Source organism: Eubacterium sp. 3_1_31, from assembly GCF_964249515.1.
Taxonomy (GTDB): domain Bacteria; phylum Bacillota_I; class Bacilli_A; order Erysipelotrichales; family Erysipelotrichaceae; genus Longicatena; species Longicatena caecimuris.
This window is the reverse complement of record NZ_CAXUBY010000027.1, coordinates 16,684-41,000: the sequence shown is the minus strand read 5'-3', so window position 1 is coordinate 41,000 and position 24,317 is coordinate 16,684. Positions and strand designations below refer to the sequence as shown.

The window sequence follows — 24,317 nt, the reverse complement described above, 5'->3', positions numbered from 1 at the left end:
CTCTCGTTGAGTGCCTGTTTATAATACATCAATTTATCTTTCATGTCAACGCTTATTTTTTATTTTTTTCACTTTTTAAAAGGCTTTTTTTACTCACCTTTTATGTAAACGTTTACACAGTTATTCATTAAAAAAAGAAGTTTTCTCACTATTGATAACTCCCTATCCTAAACAATTCACATAGCATCTTTTCCCCCTCCTAATCCTATCTTTTAAAAACATTACATACTCATGCCCTGAATTCATCATACTTTAAGATTTTATTAAAACCTCTAACCAAAACTATGCTATAATGATTAACGCAATGTGAATATATAGATGTATGAAAATAACAACGAATATGATCACATGGACGATAAACTACATTGAATATAGAAAAGAGGTAAAACTACAATATGGATATTCTAGTAAAAAACACCAACCGCAAGTTTCTACCAGTCATCTTAGGTACCGACGCCAATGCCTATGGAATAGCAAAATCCTTCCATAAAGAATATGGAATTACATCTCTCTCTTTAGGGAAAGCTCCTTTATTAGAAACAAAAAAAAGTAACATTGTAAAAGTAATGACCTTTCATGAATTTGATCATGATGATAACTTTGTTAAATATATTGAAGAAGTAGGTAAGACCTATCATCAATATTATGAGCACTTACTGCTCATCGCTTGCGGAGACCGTTATACCGAACTGATTGTTAATCACCGCGATGTTCTGGATAACTATTTTGTGACAAATTACATTTCCAATGAAATGAAAGAAAAATTAGAAAATAAAGAAGATTTCTATCAGATTTGTGAAGAATACGGACTCGACTATCCAAAAACTTTTATTATAACGAAAGCAAATAAAGATAACTTCACTCTACCATTCGACTTTCCTGTAGCGGCGAAAGCCAGCAATTCTATCGAATATGTAGATCTGGAATTTGAAGGAAAGAAAAAAGGCTACCGTGCTGAAAATATGGATGAATTAAGACAAATCCTAGATGCGGTATACAATGCCGGCTATACCGGCAGCATGATCATTCAGGACTTCATTCCAGGTGATGACAGTACAATGTATGTCTTAAACAGCTACTCTGATCGCGATGGTAAAGTAAAAATGATGTGCCTTGGACATTGTGTCAGTGAAGATTATACACCACATGGTATTGGCAATTACAATGCAATCGTCCAACAAGCAAATAAACAGGTATATGCACGCTATCAGAAATTCCTTGAAGATATGCACTACACTGGATTTTCTAATTTTGATATGAAATATGATGTCCGTGATGGTAAATTCAAAGTATTCGAAATCAATATCCGACAAGGTCGCAGCAGCTATTTCACAACTGCGTCTGGATGTAATCTAGTAAAATATCTTGTTGATGATTTGATTGAACATAAGCAAATGGAAACACATTATCACGATAATCCATATCTATGGCTCCATATACCACCGAAATTGTTGTTGAAGTATGTTTCTAAGGATTCTTATGCACAGGTAAAGCAATTAATTCAAGAAAAGAAATATGACACAACACTTTTATATAAAGAAGATCGCTCCTTATTCCGCGCCGTCATGATCCGCCGATTTTATCATATGGCTTATAAAAAGTATAAGCTCTATTTCAATAAACGTGGGATTTAATCATAAACAGCATTCTTGCTGTTTTTTTATTATCATCCTAGTAACCTATTCATTAGAGCACAAGAATGACCTCCCCCTTTTTTCTTTTTCACATTCAGGTGGATCGTACCTTAGTAGTCAAAACTTTTAAATAAGCTCTCTAATTTCTTAAACGTTTTCTTATTTTGTCATATTGTTTCCCTTTTTGATGTATGATACTATTAAGGGCAGGATAGGAGGTGCTCCATGAATTATCAACTAGGTATTATCGGTGGTGTCGGCTCAGAAGCGAGTGCATACCTATATGAAAAAATATTACGTGCAACCAAGGCACCTACCGATCAGGACCATTTAAATATGGTGATATTGAATCATGCCGAGATTGCTGATCGCACGAGCTATATCTTAGATCATACAAATGATAATCCTCTTCCTTATTTTATGGAAGATCTGCATTTACTCAATCAGATTGGGGTAAAACTCATTTTGATTCCATGTAACACTTCGCATTTTTTCTATGATGAATTTCAAAAGGTAAGTCATGCACCTATTTACCATTTGATTGACCATACGACAGAACGATTAAAAAAAGAAGGCATAAAAAGAGTTGGAATATTAGCGACTGATGGTACAATAAAAAGCCAATTGTATCAGAAAAGCTGTGAGTCACAACAGTTAGAATGGGTCATCCCAAATCAGGAAAATCAACAACATGTTATGTCTTTAATTTATGATGATATTAAAGCCGGTAAACCTATTCATAAGGATAAATTAATCAGCATCATCAAAGAGATGGAAGAACAGCAGGTTGAGCGTATGATCTTAGCTTGTACAGAATTATCGATTTTAAAAGAGCGTGAGCAATTAGATGAACGCTTTGTAGATCCCTTAGAAATCGCCATCGACTATACACTTGAAATGTTTCACAAGCAAAAAAGATGATTTTTATACAAATAGTCAAAGGTTTTCGCTATGATCAATAAGATCGATTCGTGAAAACCTTTTTCTATGATATCTTAATATATTTAAGTTTATATAGTATCTGTATTCTTTTTTTAATTGTAAAGCAAGAAGCAACTTTATTTACAAAACAACTTTAATCACTGCATCATACCGCCATTTATTTGCTAACAAATGCAATATATTGCTAATCATGAGAATTCATTGAACTAGTTTTAAATAACAGGTGTTCAAATAAGAACACCTGTTATTTCCACTTATTCTTTTCTTCTATAGTCCATGTAATTTTCTATTTCGTGTCAAAATAGCACCGATAATAGCAATCACAGCTGCCACTGGTGCGATCCTGATAAACATCCACTCAAAGATATGAACCCCAACTCCCTGAACCGCCGTTTCTGGATTACCGTAATCCCAATTTAGATAGGCACTATTTAATGTGAGGAAAAACACAAAAGTCACTACCAATAATAAGCACAATGTGATAAAGGCCCAATGCAAAATCTTCCGCCTTGTTTCCTTCCTTTTTGCCAGTTGTAAATTAATAACTTCAAGTTTTTCTGCTATTACTTTTACATCATCAGCCTCTTGTTCAATAATCGATTCACCGAGTAATGCACTAACTGGTGTTTCAAAAATTTCCGAAATTGAAATTAGCATATCCGAATCTGGAACGGATAATCCATTTTCCCACTTTGATATCGTTTGACGCACAACATTCAATTTGATTGCAAGCTCTTCTTGTGAAAGCCCCTTCGCTTTTCTAATTGCCTTAATATTTTCATTTAACATTTCTAGGCTCCTTTCTCATGTCCTAATACCACTATAAGAAATCCACCCTATTGCTACAAGCAATGCATTTTAACATATTAAAGCCAAGTAAGCCTCAAGAATTCCTTTTATACGAAAATGCAAGTGCAATGATGATCATCTCAGCAACATCCTGCGAATTTAACAACTGCAATCTTAATGTTTTTAACAACACGTTTTTTCATGTGATATCGCTAAGCTTTTCTAAACATCTTTTTCCTCTAAATAAATTGAATTGTTATTTGTGTTAATCTGGATGATTACATCATCGTCTTCTTGTCTGGCCTCTATCTCCCAATGCAAGATAAGACAAATTTCTTTTACAATAGACAATCCCAACCCTGTGGAATCTTTATGGCGAGATTTGTCACCCTTATAGAAGTTATCAAAAAGTTTTGATATTTCAATTGGGTCATTTAAATTATAATTCCAATAGCTAGCTTTTGGATACGGTTGCTATAAAGATAATAAAATTGTACTATACTCTTAAAAACCAAGGTCGCTATATGAAATCCTTTGCTTTGACATAATCGGTAATATATGGACCTTCATTAAAAATATTTAAGATATCTCGTAAATGCCTTATTATTTCAAAAACGGTTGATCATATAGCAAACCGCTTCTTGTACATTCTATATTAAATTAGCAAACCAAAAGTTATCAAATCAGCCTAAACACCATTTTACAATATTTTCAATCAATTCTGTAGGTAATGCTTTATCATAAGGAAAATAAATAGCATTTTTCTTAGTGACAAGTCCTTTTAACTCTAATGCAAAATTTTCAATAGTTTCAACTCCTACATAAAAACTGATATGCTTTTTACAAGCAGAAAATGAGATGGATTTTCCTTCTTTTTCATAATATGGCATACTCCATAATATACGTTCATTTACACAAGGGACACTGTTTTGTATTGCATTCATCATCTCCTTTAAGTGGGAGTGTGTTTCTATAGGTTGCGTATCTATATATTCTAATACTGTTTTAGGAGCTTCTCCACAGTAATGACCTTGATTCGTTCTTTTAAATTCTCTGCCGCATCTTGGGCACATCCACATATATTGTTTCCTCCGTAAATTCTATTTATTCTTTCATTAAATCTATTATGACATCTTATAAACTTGCATACAAATTTAAAACAACCAAAATCACATAGATTGTAATGCTAGTTAATTCTATTTATTGCTTTTCCAAGCCTTATTCTCATATAAATTCCATATCCCCAAACAAAGCACCCTACTGCTAGTGTTATCATTTTTTGTATTGTAGTCTTAGCCACAGCAGATGTCAATGTCATTGTAATAATGATTCCTATAAATATAAGTAATTCTGTTAAAACACGTAGGTTTTCTAATTCATGTTTGGCCATAAACATAGCTAGTGTATTTTGTTCAGATTCTTTTCTTTCCTCAAGCTCATTTAACCTTTTTCCACAGAGTAATTCATTTACACTAATATGTAATGCTTCACATAATTCAAGCATAAGTGATGCATCTGGCATACTTTTACCAGTTTCCCTTAGTTAAAGATATGAACCCTCTTTATCAGTCTACTTTTCCAATAAATCGGTAGTATATCTCTATTTCCTGTATTCTTTCGTTCTCCTCATTCGTTGTTGCTTCGTGAATAAGGATTTTTTCTATCATTGCATTTAATAACGGTGCTGTCAGTTCCTTTGGTACGGAATACTCCTTGATTAACTCAATCCACTTTTCAGCACCTATCATATCCTGTTCCATTTTACTTAATTCTTCTCTTAGGTTGGTTATCTGCTGTTCAAGTTCTATCTGCTCTTTTTGATATTTCCCCGACAGCATGATGAAGTTTCGTTCCGTTATCTTCTCACAGGCTCTATCTTCATACATTTTTGCAAATAAACGGTCAATCTCATTTTGTCGGTTCTCGGCTTTCTTCAAGGCACTTGCCTTTTTCTTCTTTTCCCGTATTCGCTCTGCATTGCCGACTTTCTGTATTTTGTTCAATACCTTTTCTTCGTCCTGCTGTACTGCCTTAGCCCAATACTGCAATCGTTCCAATACAGCTTGATACAGCACATCATAGCGGATATAGTGCATAGAACAATAACCTTTGCCAAACTGTCCGTAGAAACTACAAGAATAATAACTATACGGTGTTTTATTTGCCTTATTTGTCGCAAACCTCATAGACCAGCCACAATCCGCACACTTGACAAGCCCTGCAAATATCGGCGTTGCCTTTTCCTTTGTCTGTCTACGCCTTGATTTTATCTGCTCCTGCACACGATAGAACACTTCCTTGTCAATAATCGGTTCGTGCGTGTTTTCTACTCGAAACCATTCGCTTTCGGGCTTTCGTACTTTCTTCTTGCTTTTGAAAGAAACGGTTGATTGTCGATTATGAACGCTGTTTCCGATATAGACTTCACTTTTCAATATCGCCTTTACATGAGCAATCGTCCACTCATAACGCTTGCTTTCGGGCTTTCCCTCAAAGATATGAGCAAAAGTACCGTACCTTGTAAAATTCAACCAAGACGCTGTCGGGACTTTTTCTTCTCGCAGTATTTTTGTGATTTTGGCACTACCGTAACCTTGATAGGCTAGAGAGAAGATTTTTTCAACAATCCATTTTGTTTCCTCATCAACCAACAGTTTCCCTTTGATGTCGGGGTGTTTCTTATATCCTAACGGAGCATAAGCCCCATAATACGCACCCTCTGCAAATTTCGTCTTAAAGGCTGATTTCACTTTACGGCTCGTATCTCTTGCCACCCATTCATTGATGATGTTCTTAAATGGTGCAATCTCACTTTCGCCTTTTTCGCTGTCCACACCGTCGTCAATCGCTATGTAACGGACATTATGGCTGGGAAAATACAATTCTGTATATTGTCCTGTCATAATATAATTTCTACCAAGTCGTGATAAGTCTTTTGTTACAACACAGTTGATTTTTCCTGCCTCTATATCCTCAATCATTCTTTGAAAACTCGGTCTGTCAAAATTTGTTCCCGACCAGCCGTCATCAATATATTCATCAATCACATTCAAATGATGTTCTTTTGCATATAGACGCAACATACTTCTTTGTGTGGTAATGCTGGAACTTTCGCCCTGTAATTCATCATCTCGGCTTAACCTAAGATAAAGTGCAGTATTGTAAATCTGTTGTTTCATTGTCAGTTATCCTCCTTTATAACTAACCCGTGTTTACAATACCTGCTTGCAAGTAAAGTATAACACGGGTACTTTTTGTCATTCAATCTATTTCTTACAACTGCACCGATTTTATGCGATTGTCTGCTTTGCTTTTTCCAACATGACATCAGTTAGAAGTTCTTCCATTGTCTTTCCCTTTTCGGAGAAATGCTCTTTTACAACAATCTTTGTCTTTCCTCTGTTGCCAATGCCACACTTGTTATTTTTCTTTTGAATTGTTTTTACAGCATTATCAATAACACATACCCCCTTTCTGTAAAATCTTTCTAAGCAATTCAACGGCTTTTGTCATAGCCCACAGGACTTCCACCTCTGCATAGTTCTTATGTAGCCGTACCCATTGCGTGCGACGCTTTTAACGCTCAAGCTGTGGCTGTACGGGAGTATCATTATCTGACAGCACAGGTCATGGCGATAAAAGAGGACAAATCTTTTACAAGAACACAGATAGGTTGTCGCTCACTTTTGCAGGAGAAAGGTCATGGCGTATCTGTTTCAACGGCTCGCTGTCTGTCAAAGGTATTGAATTGCTTTATTCAGTTGTCAAAGAGCGATTGAAAGAAGAAAATCATCTTTCCTATATATCGCGTTGGAAAAGAGTAAAAGCGTAACCAATATTCAAAACTTTTTTCTTTTCTTGTACCATATAGGGAAAGAAATTGTCATTCTGCTAAGTTGATGATGAAAAGATTTCTTTTCACACCCTAACTACCTATGCAATACCGTTACTGCCAACTATGAAATGAAAGATTTTGTTTGCTCCATATAGGGAACGACAACTACCAAATGTTAAGTTGAGAATGAAAATATTTTCTTCTTTTCACATCAACACTCAACTGCTAATACCTGTTTGAATACAAATTGAAGATACTTTGTCTTCTTTCACATAACACTGTCCACTCATCTTGAATTTCCGACATTTTTTCAAAACTTTTCTTCTTTCACTCCATATAGGGAATGGAAACCTTGATTTGATGACCTATTTTCAAAAAAAGTTAGATTTCCTTTTCTCGTACCATATCTGTACACAAGTTGATGTTTTGTTGCAGATATTTTGAAGAAATTAAAAAATACCGTCATTCTCTTGTGGGACAGCGGTATCTATGCGTTCTTCTATGGTTGATTTTTCTAATTGTAATAAGTGTTTATGCTTATCTTTGAGTTCTGCCTGCTCAATCATATCTTTCAGTATCGTTGTATGATTTTCTCTGTCTAATGCTTGTACCATTTTTATGGTTGGTGCAACCTGTCTTTGTAACCAATGTAATGCCTTTTGTAAAGTATAAGGTTCTGGTTTAGTCGTTAATCGTATCGGCTCTCTATTTTCCCCTATAAACCATGCCCAATCATCATTTGTTTTCCATTGACTTTTCGGTTTATCATCTTCTCTATCAACAAAGCGGACATAATGATTGATGATAGAAAAAGCGGTGCGTTCAGCGTCCCGATAGGTCAGTAAATCTACAACCGCATAATAGGCTCGTTCATTCTTCATGCGTATTTCAAAACGGTTCTTGATTTCTGTATCTTCAACTTCTATGCCATTTTTGACATACTGCTCGTAATTTTTCTGATAGGCACACATATATAACTCACTACTGGTTGAACCGAGATATAAGGTTTCTCCTGTATTCTTTGGTAAATCGCTACCACATTTTTCCGTACCGCTGTAATCTTTCTGCATACGAAAGTAGGAGATACATTCGCCAGCCTTGTATTTTTCCTTTAACTTTGGAATATCTAATATTCCTGCTTTATCATTGATTGCCAAGTCAAGTCGTTTCATCTTACCACCTGCCGTTAAACAATCCAGCATAAAGTCATACCATGAGCGTTCCTGTGCCAATAGATAACTTTCCATTTGCCGACACCCTCTGCCTTTTAGTTCTAATAAAACACCTAAATGCTCTTGCATGGAACACATGATGTTGATGTCGCCTAAAACATATTTGCTTTCATATCCGTATTTTCCAAAATCTTCATAAAGCATATAATCGGCTTTTAGTTGTAATACTTCACGAATAATCTTTAATGCGTCTGTCGTAGGAAAGCGGACACGGAAGTAATCAATCAACAGAAATAGTGGTTCTTGCGGATTGAAACGCTCAATCTGTTTTTCTATCGTTTGTTTTAGTTCAGCAGAGGGAACAACAGTCCCATTCTCTATCTGGTTAAAATATGTACGACTGATACCACAGGCAACAGCAAGTTTTCTTTGTGTTACTCCATATTCTTCACGCTTTTGTCTTAATTCTTCTATAAAGTTTTTATCATTCATTCTTCAATTCCTCCAATCAAAAAAGGCAACTACCATATTTGATAATTGCCTATACTTAAATTTCCGCAAAAGAAAAGACAATCAATTTCTCGTTTGAAATCAACTGTCTTTCCTATGTCTTATTCAATTTTTATGTATTAAATGAGTGCTTTTTAGTTAACACCCTATTAAAAGCGATTTTACCTTGTAAATACAGCGTTTTCCGCTTAGTAGTGTATATTGTTTCTTGTTTTTTGTGCCCCCCTTGTTAGATAACGGGGGCTTACTGTTCGCTCGCAAGCTCGCTCAACTGCCGGAGTGAACCAGCCACTAAAAACGGTGGAAAAATCTAAGAGATTTTCCCACCGCCGTGTCTGGATCACTCCGCCTATTATGCTTTTTCGCTTTACCTTTTAATCCCCAATCATATTATACCTCTAATGCACGAATTAGATTTACCATTTCAATAGCTCCCTGTGCACATTCAGAGCCTTTATTTCCTGCTTTGCTACCAGCTCGTTCTATCGCCTGTTCAATCGTATCTGTCGTAAGAACACCAAACATAACTGGTGTTTCGGTATTTAAACTGATTTGAGCAATTCCTTTTGATACCTCACTACACACATAATCATAATGGCTTGTACTACCTCGAATAACTGCTCCCAAACAAATAATCGCATCATATTTTTTACTTTTTGCCATTTTAGACGCTATCAAAGGTATTTCAAATGCTCCCGGAACCCAAGCTACCTCTATGTCCTTTTCACCAACATTTTCTCTTTTCAAATTATCTAATGCACCTGCTAATAGCTTAGAAGTTATAAACTCATTAAATCTTGCTACAACAATACCGATTTTTATATTTTCTGCTACTAAATTTCCTTCAAAAGTGTTCATTTATTTTTCCTCCATATTCAAAATGTGTCCCATTCGGTCTTTCTTTGTCTTTAGATAAAAACTATCATAAGGATTTGCTTCTATTTCAATCGGTACTCTGCTTGAAATTTTCATTCCATAATCTTCTAACTGATAAACTTTATCAGGATTATTTGTAAGTAAATGCAATGATTTTATTCCCAAATCTCTTAAAATCTGTGCACCGATATAATATTCTCTTAAATCGCCTTGAAATCCTAATGCAAGGTTGGCGTCAAGTGTATCCATACCGTTATCCTGTAAATGATAGGCTTTTAGTTTATTGACAAGCCCGATACCTCGTCCCTCTTGTCGCATATAAAGCAATACACCAGAACCATTTTCTGCAATCATTTTCATTGCTTTATCTAACTGCTGTCCACAATCACAGCGTAAAGAGCCAAAGGCATCTCCTGTTAAGCACTCTGAGTGGACACGACATAGCACATCGTTTCCATTATTCAAATCTCCCATAACCAATGCAACATGATGTTCTCCATTCAATTTATTGATATAACAATGTGCTTTGAAATTCCCATATTTTGTAGGCATTTCTACAACCGAAACACATTCTACAAGCAAATCATATACTTTTCTGTATTCCTGTAATTCTTTAATTGTGAGGGTAGGTATATGGTGTGTTTGAGAAAACTGAATTAAATCAGGTGTTCTCATCATTTTCCCGTTTTCATTCATAATTTCGCAACATAAGCCACATTCTTTTAAGCCAGCCAACCTCAATAGGTCAACCGTTGCTTCTGTATGTCCATTTCTTTCCAAAGCACCTCCGTTCTTTGCAATCAGAGGAAACATGTGCCCCGGTCTACGAAAGTCAAAGGGATTTACATTCTCAGTCACACACATACGAGCCGTTAATCCTCTTTCTTCGGCAGAAATACCTGTTGTAGTATCCTTATAATCAATAGAAACTGTAAAGGCAGTTTCATGGTTATCTGTATTATCTTCAACCATAGGGGAAAGCATGAGCCTGTTAGCCAGACTTTCACTCATAGGCATACAGATTAAGCCTTTTGCATAAGTCGCCATAAAATTAACATTTTCTGTTGTCGCAAATTGTGCCGAACAAATTAAATCCCCCTCATTTTCTCTCTCTTTATCGTCCATAACCAAAACAAGTTTTCCCTCTTGTAACGCCTGCAATGCCTCTTTTATTTTTTGATATTTCATAATTCCTTTATCCTTTCTGCTAAAATCCGTATCGGCATAACAACTCTTTCGACAACTCTGTTTCATTGCTGTTGTCTATGAGTTTCTGCACATATTTCCCTAATATATCATTTTCAAGGTTTACCATATCCCCGACTTGTTTATTCTTGAGAATTGTTTGCTCCAAAGTATGAGGGATAACGGATACCGAAAAATCTGCTTTCGATACTTTTGCGACAGTAAGACTAATACCGTCAATAGCAATCGAACCTTTTTCAACAATTAGATTTAAGATTTCTCTTTGCGTATTGATTTGATACCACACCGCATTTTTGTCTCTACGCACAGACGATATTCTGCCTGTCCCATCAATATGCCCCGTAACAATGTGACCGCCCAACCTGCCATTCATAGGCATAGCTCTTTCTAAATTCACAAGGCTTCCATGTCTTAACAGGCTAAGAGCCGTTCTGTTCCATGTTTCATTCATCACATCAACTGTAAAAGATTGTCGAGTGAAACAAGTAACTGTAAGGCAGATACCATTGACTGCTATGCTGTCGCCTAAATGTATATCCTCTAATATTTTTGAAGCTTTAATGGATAGTTTACAGTTACAAGTATCTTTCTGTATTCTTTCTACTTTACCGATTTCTTCTATTATTCCTGTAAACATGGATAAATCACTTCGCTTTCTATGAAATAATCATTTCCCACTTGAGAAAAAGCATATGGTTTAAGCATAATGGCGTCATTAGGAAAAGCAACACCTTGACCACTTACAGGGCTTTTTGCACTCCCACCAAATATTTTAGGTGCTATATAAATTTGCACCTCATCAACAATCTGTTGCTCAAGAGCACTCCAATTCATTGCACTTCCACCCTCTAAAAGTAGACTGTCTATCTGCATATTTCCTAAACATTGCATTAAATTCATTAAGTCAATATGATTACCTTTTTTCTTCGTATAAATAATTTCACAACCACATTTTCTGTAAAGAGCAATCTTACTTTCATCAATAGAAGAAGTAGCGATATATGTTTTAATGTCATTCGCTGTTTTGATAATTTTTGATGTAATGGGTGTTCTTAAATCTGTATCACATACGATACGAATAGGATTTTCCCCGTTTTCTAATCGGCATGTCAGTAAAGGGTCATCTTGAATAACGGTATTCACTCCTACCATGATCGCAGTAACCTTATGCCTGAATTGATGTACTTGTTTTCTCGCTTTTTCGCCACTTATCCATTTTGATTGATTTGTATAAGTTGCTATTTTCCCGTCCATTGTCATTGCATATTTCATAAAAACATAAGGAATATGCCTTGTAACATATTTTCTAAAAACTTTGATTAACTGTTGACACTCCATTTCTAAAATTCCTATCACAACTTGAATGTTGTTTTCCTCAAGTACCTTTACACCTTTTCCAGACACAATAGGATTACAGTCTAAAGTTCCGACGACTACTCTTGTAATGCCACTTTTAATAATTGCTTCTGTGCAAGGTGGTGTCTTACCATAGTGACAGCATGGTTCAAGTGTTACATAAAGTGTTGCTCCTACAGGTGACTCCCTACAATTTTTTAATGCATTTCTCTCTGCATGCAATCCACCAAAGATTTCATGGTATCCCTGTCCTATAATTCGATTATCTTTTACAATTACTGCCCCAACCATAGGATTAGGATTGACATAGCCAGCACCTTTTTTTGCCAGTTTTATTGCTAATTTCATGTATTCTGTATCGCTCATTTTTACACCTCCAAAAAAATACATGCCTTGAATAAAATCTATCCAAGACATGCAAAAGAGGATTTATGCGATTAAAGAAAATGCTCTGAAACAATATAAAATCATTCCAGAGCACGCAAAAAAAGCATAAACTTACTTTCATCTTCTTTCATCCAGACTATACTGTCGGCTTTGGAATTTCACCAAATCATGCCTTTCGGCTCGTGGGCTATACCACCGGTAGGGAATTACACCCTGCCCTGAAGATAGTTATTCAATTACGGACAATTATAATATCTGATATTATATCTGTCAATAAAAAGTTTTTTTCTCGTTTATCCAAATACAATAATTTGCAAGCAGGTAAACACAGGTTATTTCTTAATATCCTTTTGTTTGGGAAACTCCGGTTTCCCACTTTGAAACTGCTCTGTTTGTTATGCCTAATTTTTCAGCAATCTGTCGCTGTGTCATATTTGATTCTTTCCGACAATCAGCTATAAACCTACCAATTTGAATTTGATTCATTCTTGTCACCTCCTAATCCAAAATATCATACAGAAGATATTAATTCTATACACAATGAGTCGACTATACAATAATCAACCTTTGGTTGATTAAACAACTTATAACTTATCCTTTTTGTTAAATAAGAATTTAACTATTTCTGGTACTCTTTTATTTTATCAAAATAGATATCTAAAAGTTCTTTAGAATAAGTCTTTTCTTCTGTTGAATTTCTGACTTCTTTCCAAAGAATAGATGCTACTTTTAATTTATTAGAATAATTTACACTGTTTTCATCTGCACAAAAATCTTTTAAAAATTGATTCCACTGACAAACTGATTTATCATATTGGGCATAGTTCAATTCGCCATAATAAATTTTCAGCATATCTTGTATTGTAAACGCTATATTTTTTTCACTTTTCACTTTTCTCCATGCTGCGGCCATATTTGCGGTAAATTTAAAAGGTGAAATGCCTGTTAAAGTCGAAAAACACTCTCTAAATTTAGCATTAAAAGAGAATCCACATTCAAGTAATGGTGTATCCAAAGTTACAACATCTACTTGAGCATACTTAGTTTGTTTTGAAGATTTTTTTATCAGATTACCTTTAAAATACTGCTCAATACTATAAATAAGTTCTTGCTTTGTACCTCTATACTCCAATCCTATTGATTTACATATTTGTGAGAGTTCTTCACGATACCAATAGTATTTACTGAACTCCTCAAATGAATTAATATTTATAAAATTAGGTCTATTTTCTACCATTCTTCCACCTTCACAAATCCAAATTTGATTTTTATAAAATCTATTATGACAGTTTATAAACCTAAATACAAGATTTTAAAAACTGTTCCTATTTGAACGCCTAAAATCATATAAACTAAAAATTAGCTCTCAACTTTATTGAATACAACCGTTTTAGTGTTTTAAAATCATTTTTTATTGCAAGTAATAATATATAACGTTCCTTTTCTTATCTCAATTGATTTTATGTTTTCAACATTTTCTGGTAACAGTTTAATAGGTGGAACTATTTTTTCTCTATTTTTGAATGGCTTTCCAAAATAAGGCAGTTTTTCATATTTTTGTGCAACTTTCTCTGTTTCATCACAAATCATGATTTTAGCACCTTTTTTTGCAACCCTAACCATTTCATAAATTGCTTTTTGTTTATCATTAAATAAGTTAATACCACCAATATGATAAACAACATCAAATGAATTATCTTTAAATGGCAAACTCTCAGCATTTGCATAACATAATGTAATCGATAGCTTATATTTATTTTTATTTTTTACACTTTGAAGAAGTTGCCCCATAGATATATCTATTCCGTAATAATCTGCATTTCTTGTTAGATATTTTACATTAGCTGCTGTCCCAATAGATACTTCTAATACCGTTGTATTTTCTTTAATATCAAGATAGTTTAAGTAATCCATCCGTGCTTTTTCTTCACCACCAAAAAAACTGTACCATATCTTTTGACCTATCTCATAGAATGGCGCAAAACTATTATAAAAATCCGTGCTCTTTTTATTTGAACCTTCTATTTCCTCTTTTTGAATAAATTGAATAATTCCGTTTTCATCTTCAACAAATCGTTCCCCAGTTCTATTGTCTATTAAACAATTTTCATCGACTTCTAATTCATTAAGATTATTTGGATTTTTCCATATCTTCTTTTTCATTTTTACATCCTCTGTGTATTTATAACGATATACTTAACACTAAATTCATATCAGTTCTTTTAATTAAATCTATTATGACACTTATAAACAAGAATACAAGATTTCAAAACAGTGTTCCTATTTGAACACTAGACTATATCTATATTTCTTATAAGAATTATCTCTTATTCTTTTATAGATTTCAAACTGTCTGTTTATCTCATCTTCTAAATTTAACATCATACCTTTTGCTTCCAATATACGTTCTATTGCTTGCTCAGGGGTAAGTATATGATATGGTAAAAATAATCCTCTAAACTCTTTCGGCTTTACAATTTTATAGACTCTAATCGATGATAATTCATACGTATATGAAAAATATCTATATAAATACCCTATCCAATACATTTCATTTTTTGTATATTTTACTGATCTTTTTTATATTCTTCTTCAACTTGTTTAATATCTTTTGGTTGTAAATTCATTTGCAAGATACTTTCATTATCTATTGCTTTTACCACTTTACTATTCATAAATCTTCGCATGAATATTTCAGAACTCGTTGATGTTAGATCCATTTAACAGAATCTCATCAATATAATTACCTTTTCCCCTATATTATATTCTCGCTAATTTTACTTTATCATCACCAAGTTTAGAATCAGAAATTCTAATCTCTTTATAGTAGTTCATTATCATATATCACAATACTTAAACAAGTTCAATATAAACTTATTTATATCATAGTACTTAAATAAGTTATATGTATTAAAATAACTTAAAGTAATATTGACAACTAAAAATTCCATGTAATCTTTCAACTTTATAACATCAAACTATGAACTGGCATGAGATATAAAGAATCATTTTGAGTGATATGTAAATACACTCAATTAGCTTTATAAAAAGCAAAGAGTTTTCGATTCAAAGAATATTATCTCCTATCCAGTCATTATATCATTCAGTTAAACACATCTTCATCTATGACTATCAAATAAAGGAAAAGTAATGCTGAAATGGTGTTTATAATTGAATACCTGAAAGCAATCAAACTGGAATTTGTTATTTAACAAACTTATTTGCCAATTTATATACTTGATTGATTTCTTTGCTTTCCAACTTCCAACTATCCAGTTCGGTTTTAATCAGCTCTGGATATTTTTTGCTTATATCCCTTAAAGCGTTACCTACCGACTTTCTAACATATGCGCTGGAGTCCTCTCGCAAATCAGCTAATCGTTCAATCGCTTCCATAGGGTTTTCTTTGAAATAAGGTCTGCTTGTCCAAATTCTTAAACCTTCTGTAACAGCCCGTCGAGTATTAGGGTTGCTGTTTTTCAACCATTCATCAATTATTGGAATAGCATTTTCGTATCCTTTTTTCTTACAGAACTCATCAAATGATTTTGCTAATATTTCTTGAACTCTCCAATTATCATCATTAGAAACTGTATAAGGATTTTGGAGGTCAAGCAGAGCGAGATACACGACAAAGTAAGCAGTTCTATCCGCAAAAGCGGCTGGCTTCCCAATCTTTTCCGCAGTATCGTAAGTCGAGCAAAAGACTTCCTGCAAAACCTTATCCGTGAACACGGTATGCCGCCAAAGCCCACGCCTGATATTGATATGGCGGAGTTCCAAACTATGCAAAACCTGATGATACGGGTACAGGACGAAGCAAGAGGGATTAGAAATTTGCAGGACAATGTTCTGCCCAAGCTGAGAACACAGCTTTCAGAGACAACAGGGATTTTCAAGGGCAAGGAACGAAAAGCTCTTACCGAGCAGATACAGCAGACCGAAGCCGAAATCTCCGAAAGGCTTGACAAGCTGCCCGATATTCTGAAAGAGGACGGTTATCCCGATGTGCAGGCGTTTATGGCAACCTACCGAGAGGCGGAAGCCGTTGTAGAACAGTACAACCGCAGTTTTGCCGAGTGGGAGCGACAGGTCAAGGAAAAGCGCAGACCGCAGAAATCGCCCGAAAAAGAGAGCGTCAGAAACAGGCTCAGGCAGTTGCAGGAGCAGGGCAAACAGCAGCAACGCAGAAAGAAATCCTTTGACAGAAACAGCCGATAGAAAACAACGAATGCCACGCTTTGCGAGACATTCTTATGTTAAGAAAAACCGCCGCTATGGTGTTACCCATACACGGCGGCATACATAGTCTTGTCAGCGTTCCTGCTTTTGAATGACGGTTATCTGCAAACCCTTTGCATTGATGTGCGTTTCCTGTTTGCATTTTGGGCAGTAGAGGGGATAGTTTATTAATACGGTATCTTCCCGCAGTCTGTCACGGGTTTTGTTGCCGCAGACAGGGCATAGTATCCATTCTGTTTTCGTGTTCATCACCGTTCTCTCCAATGAAAACTAGTATTCTCCACGCAAACAGCATTATTTAACTTTCTGCGAAGTGAAGTCCTGATACCTTGTGTTGTTCTTGATTTCAGCTTCATTCCCAAAGAATGCCGTTCCGTTGGTTTCAATTCCTTTTAGATAGTAATCAAGCCATGCGATTACATATCCATTTGCCTCATATAAAACTGCCCCATGGTCAACATTATTACTTAGCCTTGCCATTACAACGTCTGTATTCAGTTGCTCAAACATATCTTCCATTTTATACAATGGCGTTACTGTTTCACTGTCAAATTTTCCAGTCCCTGCAATTATCATTGTCGGTATTGTTACATTTTCTAATCTGTAAGCATACATATCATCCGTATCAAGATTAAATCCCCATTTAAGTCCTAATGCTAATTCTTGATTTGTTGGACTTAATGAAATAATTGCTTTATACATATCAGAGTTATCGTATTCTAAGGCTGCATTAAATGCTCCTTCGCCACCTTGAGAATGCCCACAAACTGCAACTTTACTTGTATCTACTTTATCGGCAATTTCTTTTGTATTTAGTGCAAAGTCAAGTGTTTCAGATGCGTGTTTTCCGTCCCAACTTATTTCGTAATTGCATCCTACAACAACATAGCCCCAACTTGCAAAATGTTCAAAAACTGCTTTATACTTATCCCATGGAGTTCCTGAACCATTTACCATAACAACAAGCGGATATGTACCTTCCTCTTTCGGCATATACACCACAAAATTATTATCATGAGAATCCACTTTTGGAGCATCATAAACCTTAGATTCAAATTCGTAACTACCTAATTTGTTATATTCCTTTTCAATAGTTCCTTCTGAGGCTATTGCATTCCAATATTCTTTCGGTGCGTTTTGTTTTCCTGATGCGATGGTCAGAAAAATGACTAAACCAATGACAAGTACCACGATTACCAAAAAAATGATAAGTAAAACTTTTAGCAATTTCTTCATACCCCGCCTATCTCCTTTATTCGCTCATATATTTATTCAAGTATTCTTCGACCTTCGCCATATATTCGGCATACAGCCTGTTGTCGTTCTGCAAATCGTGACCCGAATGAGGAAGCACGATATATTCGTGGGGAACTCCATTCTCGGTCAACGCTTTGTCAAGACGAACAGAGCCTTCATAAGGCTGAAATTTATCGTGCTGACCATATGCCATAACCGTTGGAACAGTATCTTCATTTACCCACAGGAGTGCTGAAGCATCCTTGACAAGTTCGTCATATTCTGCTGTGCCGAACATTTCAGCCGTAACCTCTTTGCCTGTCATCACGCTGAACATTTCCGCGGCGGCCTCCGCGTTTTGGTCAAAACCATAGCATTTCCAATCTTCGGGATAAAACGATGTAGGACCTACCCCTTCAAACGCCATCATTACAGGTACAGGAGAAGAAGATGCGTCACGGTAAGCATAAATCAAAGCAAGGCATCCGCCCGCTGATCCGCCTGCCGTAGCCATACGGTCAATATTGTATCCGAGCTTTCTTGCTTCCTCTATCACAAACGGAATACTCTCTTTAATTTCGTTCGACTGTGAAAGAACACTTGCTTCAGGATGAGCGTCATCACGCAAGGTATAGTTAATTCCGGCTGCAACATAGCCTTTGGAGCAAAGCCACTGTAATATTTCCTTGTCATCCGTTTTATCGCCGCTTGTAAATCCGCCTGCGTGGAGATATACAACTAAACCGTAGCTTTCCTTGCTATCATCAACAGGGAGATACAAATCGAATTCATTTGCGGGTTTCTCTCCGTATGTAAGGTCTGTTCGGACTGTTCCAATCTCATCGCTCCATTGCACTGAATATTGTTGCATTTCGGGAGATTTATAGCTTATTTTAATTACTATGGATGTTACAAATGTGACGATAAAAACCACGATACACAGAAAAACAAACGCTCCTGTTTTCATACCTTTTTTTGTACCCTTTCTCATAGAAAATTACCTCCGAACATCGTTCCGCCGAGCAGTAGGTTCATAACGGCACGGACGGCAAGTCTTCCGAGTACAAAAGCAATGACCATGACAACCAGTATAATGATTGCTCGTTTCATCGTAAGTGACATTTTCTTTCCTCCTGATATTTTTGTTCGCTATTGACATGCGCTTTTGTTCGCATTATAATGATGATACATTTATTTCGTCGTTATTATTGTATCGTCAAATATTTAAGTAATCAAGAGGTGTATTGAAAATGAGACAAAATGCTAAAAAAGTATCACCGATGAGCAACGAGGGGCGGAATGCATATGTTATAAAACATTTGACGGACGCATTTCTTTCGCTGCTTGCAGAGAAGCCGTTAGAAGATATTTCTATCAGCGAATTGGTTGATACAGCGGGTGTTGGAAGGGCCTCTTTCTACCGCAATTACAAGCGAAAAGAAGATATTTTGAAAGCATATTTAGACACTCTTTTCCGTGAGTGGACAGACGAATGGAAAAAGAACGATGGTGTTCCGCTAAGCAAGCAAATCCACACAATGATTGTTCATTTTGAAAAGCACCATTCCTTTTACCAGCTTTTGAACGAAAGAGGACTTACCTATCTTCTGAAAGACGTGATTATCGGTATTTGTGGGCCGAAACCAGAATATGAAAAGACACAGGCTTACACTACGGCGTTTGTTGCCTATACGCTGTATGGTTGGATTGATGTATGGTTTCAGAGGGGAATGGTGGAATCTGCTGATGAAATTGCAGAATTATTTTCTGCACAGGGACTATTATAATATATGACCGAGATTATAAAACGGGAGACGGTATTTATAGACCGTCTCCCATTTGTATTATGCAAATATTAAATCAGCATTGACAATCTCCATAGCTCGGTTGCGAATGTTCGCCATTCGACCAATCCACAGCATTTGATTTTCTGCTTTGAGTGCTTCAGTCATGCCCTCTCTTTCGGCAAGTTGTTTCACCAACCGAGAAAACATTTCTTCCGCTTGCTTATCAATATCGGCAAGATAACTGTTCAGCTTACCGTTTGTCAGAAGCATTGTATAGGCCGCCTTTTTATGCTCTTTCAGATATCGTCTGTGCTGCTGTCCCCAAATGCCGATAGGTCTTTCTTCTTCGGTTGGTAAGGTAAGACAAGGAATATAGTAATCTCCCTGCAACTCATACCAAAGACCGTTTCTTTCATCATAAATATACTTGTCCATTAAAAAATCCTCCGTTATAATATATTCGCACATATATCACAGTTCTCCGATTGCCACACTCTGTTATATCTTGTTATCAGATTTTCTTGCCCTTGAATTTGCCCTTATAAGCAGTCAGGGAATGAGTAAACTTGTGTGAAATCATATAAAGGGATAAGGCGAACACATTGCGATAAATCCTTTGTTTTCAAGGCTTTTGGAGGATTTTATTGATAACCTATAACCTCTGTTAAGAAGTCATAATTTGTTGTAATTCAAATTCTAATTTACCAAGTATATTGTCTTATTATACGTATTGCTTTTTGCCTATCTTTAAAAATTAAATTTTGCATACTATCGTCATATATTTTCTCATATTTTACTAATGCCTCAAGAATAACATCTATAAGTTCTGGTTTATATTTTGCTATAATAACCACATCTTTAATACATTGTCTTGCTGTGATTGGTTTTTCATCTTCAATATGTTTAAGCCATTGATTAATAATATTATTAACTTTACTATCAGTATCCCATTTTGCATTATAAGCAATTAATCGTAATCCTCTTGTACGAATATATGAATTTGTATGATCATCCATCATATCAACAAACTTATCAAAGTATGGATATAAGTCATTACATTTTTCACTTATATTCAACAGTTCTTTCCATATTTTATATGCTTGTTTATTATCTGCGCAAACAAGCATTTCAACTTGTGTATCAAAATTCACTTCTATCATCTCCTTGACCTTACAAATTCTAATTTTCTTTCATTAAGTTTATTATGTCATCTTCTAAACTAGAATGCAAGATTTAAAAAAGGTGTTGATATTTGAACACCAGACTATCTAATTACACTTTCTACACAATCATTCTATCGCATGGATAAAATAATAACAGCGAATGATTGAAATTTTGCGCTAACTTTACGCCAAAAATTACGCCAGATTTTACGCCTAATTGTTGCTTATTTGCTGCTTATTTTCCACCAACTGAGCCACTTTTCGAAATTTTATAGTACTTCTTGTCACTTTTTATGAAAATCCACAAAATCACGGAACATGAAAAAAAGCCCTTAAATAAAGGCTTTTTCTCGTTTTTTTAATTTTCTTTTGCTCTCTTAAGAAACAATAACTATCTCTTAGAGAACTGTGGTGCACGACGTGCAGCCTTCAGACCGTACTAAACATCTCTATGGTGCGTTTTTCCTTGATATTACGGGCTTTTTCGGCTTTCTGCTTCTCAGTTATCCGGTGTGCGGACCATAAAAAACGACCTTTTTTCATTCAGCGATAGCCTGATGAAACGCACCATTTACTACCCCAAACAACTCCTCTGGTTTATTATACTTCACTTTTGCATAGATGTCCATAGTTGTTTTGCTGTTTTCGTGTCCGGCAAGGTATTGTACTGTCTTTGGATCAACGCCCGCATAGAGAAGATTGGTGATGTAAGTGTGCCGCAGCTGATGAGGTGTCACATCAAAGTCCAGCGTATATTTGATTTGGGGTTGATTCTTCTGGGTCATACCCAGCGTTGGAGTAACCGTATATTTGATACTCTCCCCATTTACATACTTATAATAGTTCCGGGGCTTAGTGGAGCGGACAACGACATACTGCCACACTCTTTGGAACTGCGAGGCAGCCAGTGGCTCTCCTTTGCTGTCAGCGATCACATAATCTGATATGGAATTTTCTTTCGTTTCTCTCAGACAGTCCACCAAACACTTCGGTATCGGAATATCCCTTTTTGCCGCCGGAGTCTTTAGCACCGTAGAAACCACGGGTCTGTTATGCTCTGTACGCCATGCCCGCCTCACCGATAGATAAGGTGTATCCTCGTCCAGAAACACACAATCCCATTGCAGTGCAAGAATTTCTTCCCGACGCAGACCGGAATACAAACCGAGCATAATAAACAAATATGGAGGAAGCCCCTTGACTGTATCCAGAAGCACGGCTACCTGCTGATCTGTCAATGCCTCCTTCTTTTTTGTCGGTTTTCCGCCTTTACCGGATATTCCCGCACAGGGATTGTGTTCAAGAATTTGGTTTCTCTCTGCCGCATAAAAAATGCACTTGAGCAGCATATTGACCTTATTGTATAAGCCTTCCGATTTCTTTGACAATGGAACAAGAGCCAGCCGAATATCGTCAGCAGTCACTTCTTCCATATACATCTCTCCCAGAGGTTTGATGATATAGTTTGTCATATCCCTCGTATAACCTCTGAGTGTAGACGCAGACACCTTTGCCGACTGCATCAGCAGCCACTTCTCTCCATACTCAGCTACTGTCGGGTGCTGCCGGTGAAAGATAATTTCTTCCACCTTCTTCCGGGCCTCTAACTGCTTCTCATACAATTCTTCACAAGTAGCGGCATACAAACTCAACTCTTTGCCATCTGCATCCGTAATCCTGGTTCTGTAATACTGGATTCCTTTCAATGTAATGGTCCCATACTTCGGGATCTGTGTTTTCTTTTTTGCCATCTTTGATCGTCCTTTCTTGATAATGTGTAGTCTCCGTATCTACACTCTCTTTTTATCAGAAAGCCTCGATTTAATCAAAGATACGGCTGATGTAAAACAAAGAGCGAGACATCCTTGCCTCGCTCCTGCTTTACTTCCTATTTTATTATTACTGTGCTGCGTCCCAGCTTGCAAACGCGCAACTCATTGATCTGACCAGCTCATCTGGTCTGTTGTACTTAACCTTTGCATAAATGTCCATGGTAATCTTGCTGCTTTCATGGCCTGCCAGGTATTGAACCGTTTTGGGATCTACCGATGCATGAATGAGATTGGTAATGTAAGTATGCCGCAGCTGATGGGGTGTTACTTCAAAGTCCAGACTGTAAACCACTTTTCCGTTATGAGCAGCCTTTTCCCCCAAGACAGGTGTGACAGTATGCTTTACTCTTTTTCCATCTTCATACCGATAATAGCTCCGCTCCTTGACCGTCCTCGTAACAATATACTGCCAAAGTCGCTTAAACTGCGTGTAGGACAGCGGTTCGCCGTCCCGGTTTGAAACCACATACTCCGAAGTCGATGTTTCCTTTGCTGCTTTCAAACACTCAGCCAAGCAAACAGGAAGAGGGATATTTCTCTCCGCAGCCTTGGTTTTCAATTCGTCTGAGATTACCGGTCTGTTGTGTTCTGTGTGCCATGCCCGCCTTACCGTCAGATATGGAGTATCCGTATCCAGATATACTGAATCCCATTGCAGAGCAAGAATTTCTTCCCGGCGCAGCCCTGCATATAAACCAATCATGACAAAGACATAAGGCGGCAAATCTCGGATAGCATCCAAAAGTCGTGCTGCCTGTTCATCTGTCAAAGCCTGACGATCCTCTTGTGGAACACCGCCACCTTTTGTCGTGAGATAAATCGTCGGGTTATGGTCAATGATCCTGCTTTCCATCGCTGCGCGAAAGATAGATTTGTAAAGGATTACCACAGATTTATAAACCGATGCAGATTTCTTGGAAACCGGAACAAGGGCAAGCTGAATATCATCCAGGCTAACCTCACCCATCCGTTTATCTCCCAATTCCGCTATAATATGCCGCCTGACCTTTGAGGTGTAATCCGTCAAAGTAGTAGCTCGTACATGAACCGACTGCATCAGCAGCCACTTTTCACAATACTCTGCAACTGTGGGCGTTTTCCGATGAAAAGTGGCATTCTCAAACTGTTCCAACGCAAGCGTTTCTTTGTTGTATAGTTCTTCAGGTGTTTTTGCGTAGATAGCTACGAGCTTACCATTCGTGTCTTTGATTCTGGTCCTATAATATAGGACACCTCTTTTCATAACTGTGCCATATTGAGGAAGCATTATTTTCCTATTTGCCAATTCCTCCACCTCCTAAGAATATACTCCAGCGCTGTATCTATGTTTTATCAGACCATTATGATTTC

Annotated in this window: 26 protein-coding genes and 1 riboswitch; of the genes, 4 read left to right on the top strand and 22 right to left on the bottom strand. The window is 36.4% G+C overall.

Annotation, left to right across the window (positions count from 1 at the left end; all coding sequences use genetic code 11):
- The first annotated feature begins 395 nt into the window (after positions 1–395).
- Complete coding sequence (locus ACESSZ_RS11115; RefSeq protein ID WP_008690013.1) at positions 396–1,634, top strand: carboxylate--amine ligase; 1,239 nt, start codon at positions 396–398, stop codon at positions 1,632–1,634.
- A 225-nt stretch (positions 1,635–1,859) separates the two neighbouring features.
- Positions 1,860–2,555, top strand: a complete 696-nt coding sequence (locus ACESSZ_RS11110) for an aspartate/glutamate racemase family protein (protein ID WP_008690015.1) — start codon at positions 1,860–1,862, stop codon at positions 2,553–2,555.
- 288 nt (positions 2,556–2,843) lie between these two features.
- On the opposite strand, the gene ACESSZ_RS11105 is transcribed toward ACESSZ_RS11110, so the two are convergent.
- From ACESSZ_RS11105 to ACESSZ_RS11040, 14 genes are all read right to left on the bottom strand, one after another.
- The gene (locus tag ACESSZ_RS11105) at positions 2,844–3,365 is read right to left on the bottom strand and encodes a helix-turn-helix domain-containing protein (protein ID WP_119957642.1); all 522 of its coding nucleotides are present in this window, start codon (positions 3,363–3,365) and stop codon (positions 2,844–2,846) included.
- 683 nt (positions 3,366–4,048) lie between these two features.
- Positions 4,049–4,312, bottom strand: a complete 264-nt coding sequence (locus ACESSZ_RS11100) for an iron chaperone (RefSeq protein WP_368668982.1) — start codon at positions 4,310–4,312, stop codon at positions 4,049–4,051.
- Positions 4,313–4,551: 239 nt separating this feature from the next.
- Positions 4,552–4,887 (bottom strand): XRE family transcriptional regulator, encoded by a 336-nt coding sequence (locus ACESSZ_RS11095; RefSeq protein ID WP_226897163.1) that lies wholly within the window; start codon positions 4,885–4,887, stop codon positions 4,552–4,554.
- 43 nt (positions 4,888–4,930) lie between these two features.
- On the bottom strand, positions 4,931–6,544 hold the full coding sequence (locus ACESSZ_RS11090) for a recombinase family protein (RefSeq protein ID WP_008394611.1): 1,614 nt from the start codon (positions 6,542–6,544) through the stop codon (positions 4,931–4,933).
- Positions 6,545–6,655: 111 nt separating this feature from the next.
- Positions 6,656–6,865, bottom strand: a complete 210-nt coding sequence (locus tag ACESSZ_RS11085) for a hypothetical protein (protein WP_008394616.1) — start codon at positions 6,863–6,865, stop codon at positions 6,656–6,658.
- Positions 6,866–7,649: 784 nt separating this feature from the next.
- On the bottom strand, positions 7,650–8,864 hold the full coding sequence (locus ACESSZ_RS11080) for a replication initiation factor domain-containing protein (RefSeq protein ID WP_008394618.1): 1,215 nt from the start codon (positions 8,862–8,864) through the stop codon (positions 7,650–7,652).
- Positions 8,865–9,272: 408 nt separating this feature from the next.
- A complete protein-coding gene (ribH, locus tag ACESSZ_RS11075; protein WP_008394619.1) occupies positions 9,273–9,740 on the bottom strand; it encodes a 6,7-dimethyl-8-ribityllumazine synthase in 468 nt (155 codons plus the stop codon).
- Entirely contained in the window at positions 9,741–10,949 is a 1,209-nt protein-coding gene (locus ACESSZ_RS11070; RefSeq protein ID WP_434422225.1) for a bifunctional 3,4-dihydroxy-2-butanone-4-phosphate synthase/GTP cyclohydrolase II, read from the bottom strand.
- 16 nt (positions 10,950–10,965) lie between these two features.
- A complete protein-coding gene (gene ribE, locus ACESSZ_RS11065; protein ID WP_008394622.1) occupies positions 10,966–11,601 on the bottom strand; it encodes a riboflavin synthase in 636 nt (211 codons plus the stop codon).
- A complete protein-coding gene (gene ribD / locus ACESSZ_RS11060) occupies positions 11,586–12,686 on the bottom strand; it encodes a bifunctional diaminohydroxyphosphoribosylaminopyrimidine deaminase/5-amino-6-(5-phosphoribosylamino)uracil reductase RibD (protein ID WP_008690020.1) in 1,101 nt (366 codons plus the stop codon). Before ribD ends, ribE begins: the two co-directional genes overlap by 16 nt.
- A gap of 136 nt (positions 12,687–12,822) precedes the next feature.
- Positions 12,823–12,937: riboswitch (FMN riboswitch) on the bottom strand.
- Positions 12,938–13,046: 109 nt separating this feature from the next.
- Complete coding sequence (locus ACESSZ_RS11055) at positions 13,047–13,193, bottom strand: helix-turn-helix domain-containing protein (RefSeq protein WP_499842808.1); 147 nt, start codon at positions 13,191–13,193, stop codon at positions 13,047–13,049.
- Between the two features lie 133 nt (positions 13,194–13,326).
- On the bottom strand, positions 13,327–13,944 hold the full coding sequence (locus ACESSZ_RS11050) for an SAP domain-containing protein (RefSeq protein ID WP_008690028.1): 618 nt from the start codon (positions 13,942–13,944) through the stop codon (positions 13,327–13,329).
- Between the two features lie 167 nt (positions 13,945–14,111).
- Positions 14,112–14,870, bottom strand: coding sequence for a class I SAM-dependent methyltransferase (locus ACESSZ_RS11045; RefSeq protein ID WP_008690029.1), 759 nt, complete (start codon positions 14,868–14,870; stop codon positions 14,112–14,114).
- Between the two features lie 1,041 nt (positions 14,871–15,911).
- Complete coding sequence (locus ACESSZ_RS11040; protein WP_008690035.1) at positions 15,912–16,442, bottom strand: DNA alkylation repair protein; 531 nt, start codon at positions 16,440–16,442, stop codon at positions 15,912–15,914.
- A 51-nt stretch (positions 16,443–16,493) separates the two neighbouring features.
- On the opposite strand from ACESSZ_RS11040, the gene ACESSZ_RS11035 reads away from it, so the two are divergent.
- On the top strand, positions 16,494–16,928 hold the full coding sequence (locus ACESSZ_RS11035) for a hypothetical protein (RefSeq protein WP_008690036.1): 435 nt from the start codon (positions 16,494–16,496) through the stop codon (positions 16,926–16,928).
- Between the two features lie 93 nt (positions 16,929–17,021).
- On the opposite strand, the gene ACESSZ_RS11030 is transcribed toward ACESSZ_RS11035, so the two are convergent.
- The 4 genes from ACESSZ_RS11030 to ACESSZ_RS11015 are packed head-to-tail and all read right to left on the bottom strand — an operon-like array spanning position 17,022 to position 19,307.
- Entirely contained in the window at positions 17,022–17,198 is a 177-nt protein-coding gene (locus ACESSZ_RS11030; protein ID WP_008690039.1) for a cysteine-rich KTR domain-containing protein, read from the bottom strand.
- Positions 17,199–17,243: 45 nt separating this feature from the next.
- Positions 17,244–18,185 (bottom strand): alpha/beta hydrolase family protein, encoded by a 942-nt coding sequence (locus tag ACESSZ_RS11025; RefSeq protein ID WP_008690040.1) that lies wholly within the window; start codon positions 18,183–18,185, stop codon positions 17,244–17,246.
- A 16-nt stretch (positions 18,186–18,201) separates the two neighbouring features.
- Positions 18,202–19,176 carry an alpha/beta hydrolase gene (locus ACESSZ_RS11020; protein WP_499842807.1) on the bottom strand — a complete coding sequence of 325 codons (975 nt, stop codon included), beginning with the start codon at positions 19,174–19,176 and terminating at the stop codon, positions 18,202–18,204.
- Positions 19,173–19,307 (bottom strand): hypothetical protein, encoded by a 135-nt coding sequence (locus ACESSZ_RS11015; RefSeq protein ID WP_008690044.1) that lies wholly within the window; start codon positions 19,305–19,307, stop codon positions 19,173–19,175. The genes ACESSZ_RS11020 and ACESSZ_RS11015 overlap by 4 nt, the downstream gene beginning before the upstream one ends.
- Before the next feature lie 128 nt (positions 19,308–19,435).
- Here ACESSZ_RS11015 and ACESSZ_RS11010 point away from each other — a divergent pair, with 128 nt between their 5' ends.
- Positions 19,436–19,972 (top strand): TetR/AcrR family transcriptional regulator, encoded by a 537-nt coding sequence (locus ACESSZ_RS11010; RefSeq protein WP_008690045.1) that lies wholly within the window; start codon positions 19,436–19,438, stop codon positions 19,970–19,972.
- A 57-nt stretch (positions 19,973–20,029) separates the two neighbouring features.
- On the opposite strand, the gene ACESSZ_RS11005 is transcribed toward ACESSZ_RS11010, so the two are convergent.
- The 4 genes from ACESSZ_RS11005 to ACESSZ_RS10990 all read right to left on the bottom strand — a co-directional run bounded on the left by ACESSZ_RS11005 (position 20,030) and on the right by ACESSZ_RS10990 (position 24,252).
- Positions 20,030–20,407 carry a TnpV protein gene (locus ACESSZ_RS11005; protein ID WP_008690046.1) on the bottom strand — a complete coding sequence of 126 codons (378 nt, stop codon included), beginning with the start codon at positions 20,405–20,407 and terminating at the stop codon, positions 20,030–20,032.
- 266 nt (positions 20,408–20,673) lie between these two features.
- Entirely contained in the window at positions 20,674–21,123 is a 450-nt protein-coding gene (locus tag ACESSZ_RS11000) for a hypothetical protein (protein ID WP_119957641.1), read from the bottom strand.
- Between the two features lie 551 nt (positions 21,124–21,674).
- A complete protein-coding gene (locus ACESSZ_RS10995; RefSeq protein WP_015518835.1) occupies positions 21,675–22,886 on the bottom strand; it encodes a tyrosine-type recombinase/integrase in 1,212 nt (403 codons plus the stop codon).
- A 148-nt stretch (positions 22,887–23,034) separates the two neighbouring features.
- Positions 23,035–24,252: a tyrosine-type recombinase/integrase gene (locus ACESSZ_RS10990; RefSeq protein WP_499842806.1), complete on the bottom strand. Its 1,218-nt coding sequence runs from the start codon at positions 24,250–24,252 to the stop codon at positions 23,035–23,037.
- Positions 24,253–24,317: the final 65 nt, after the last annotated feature.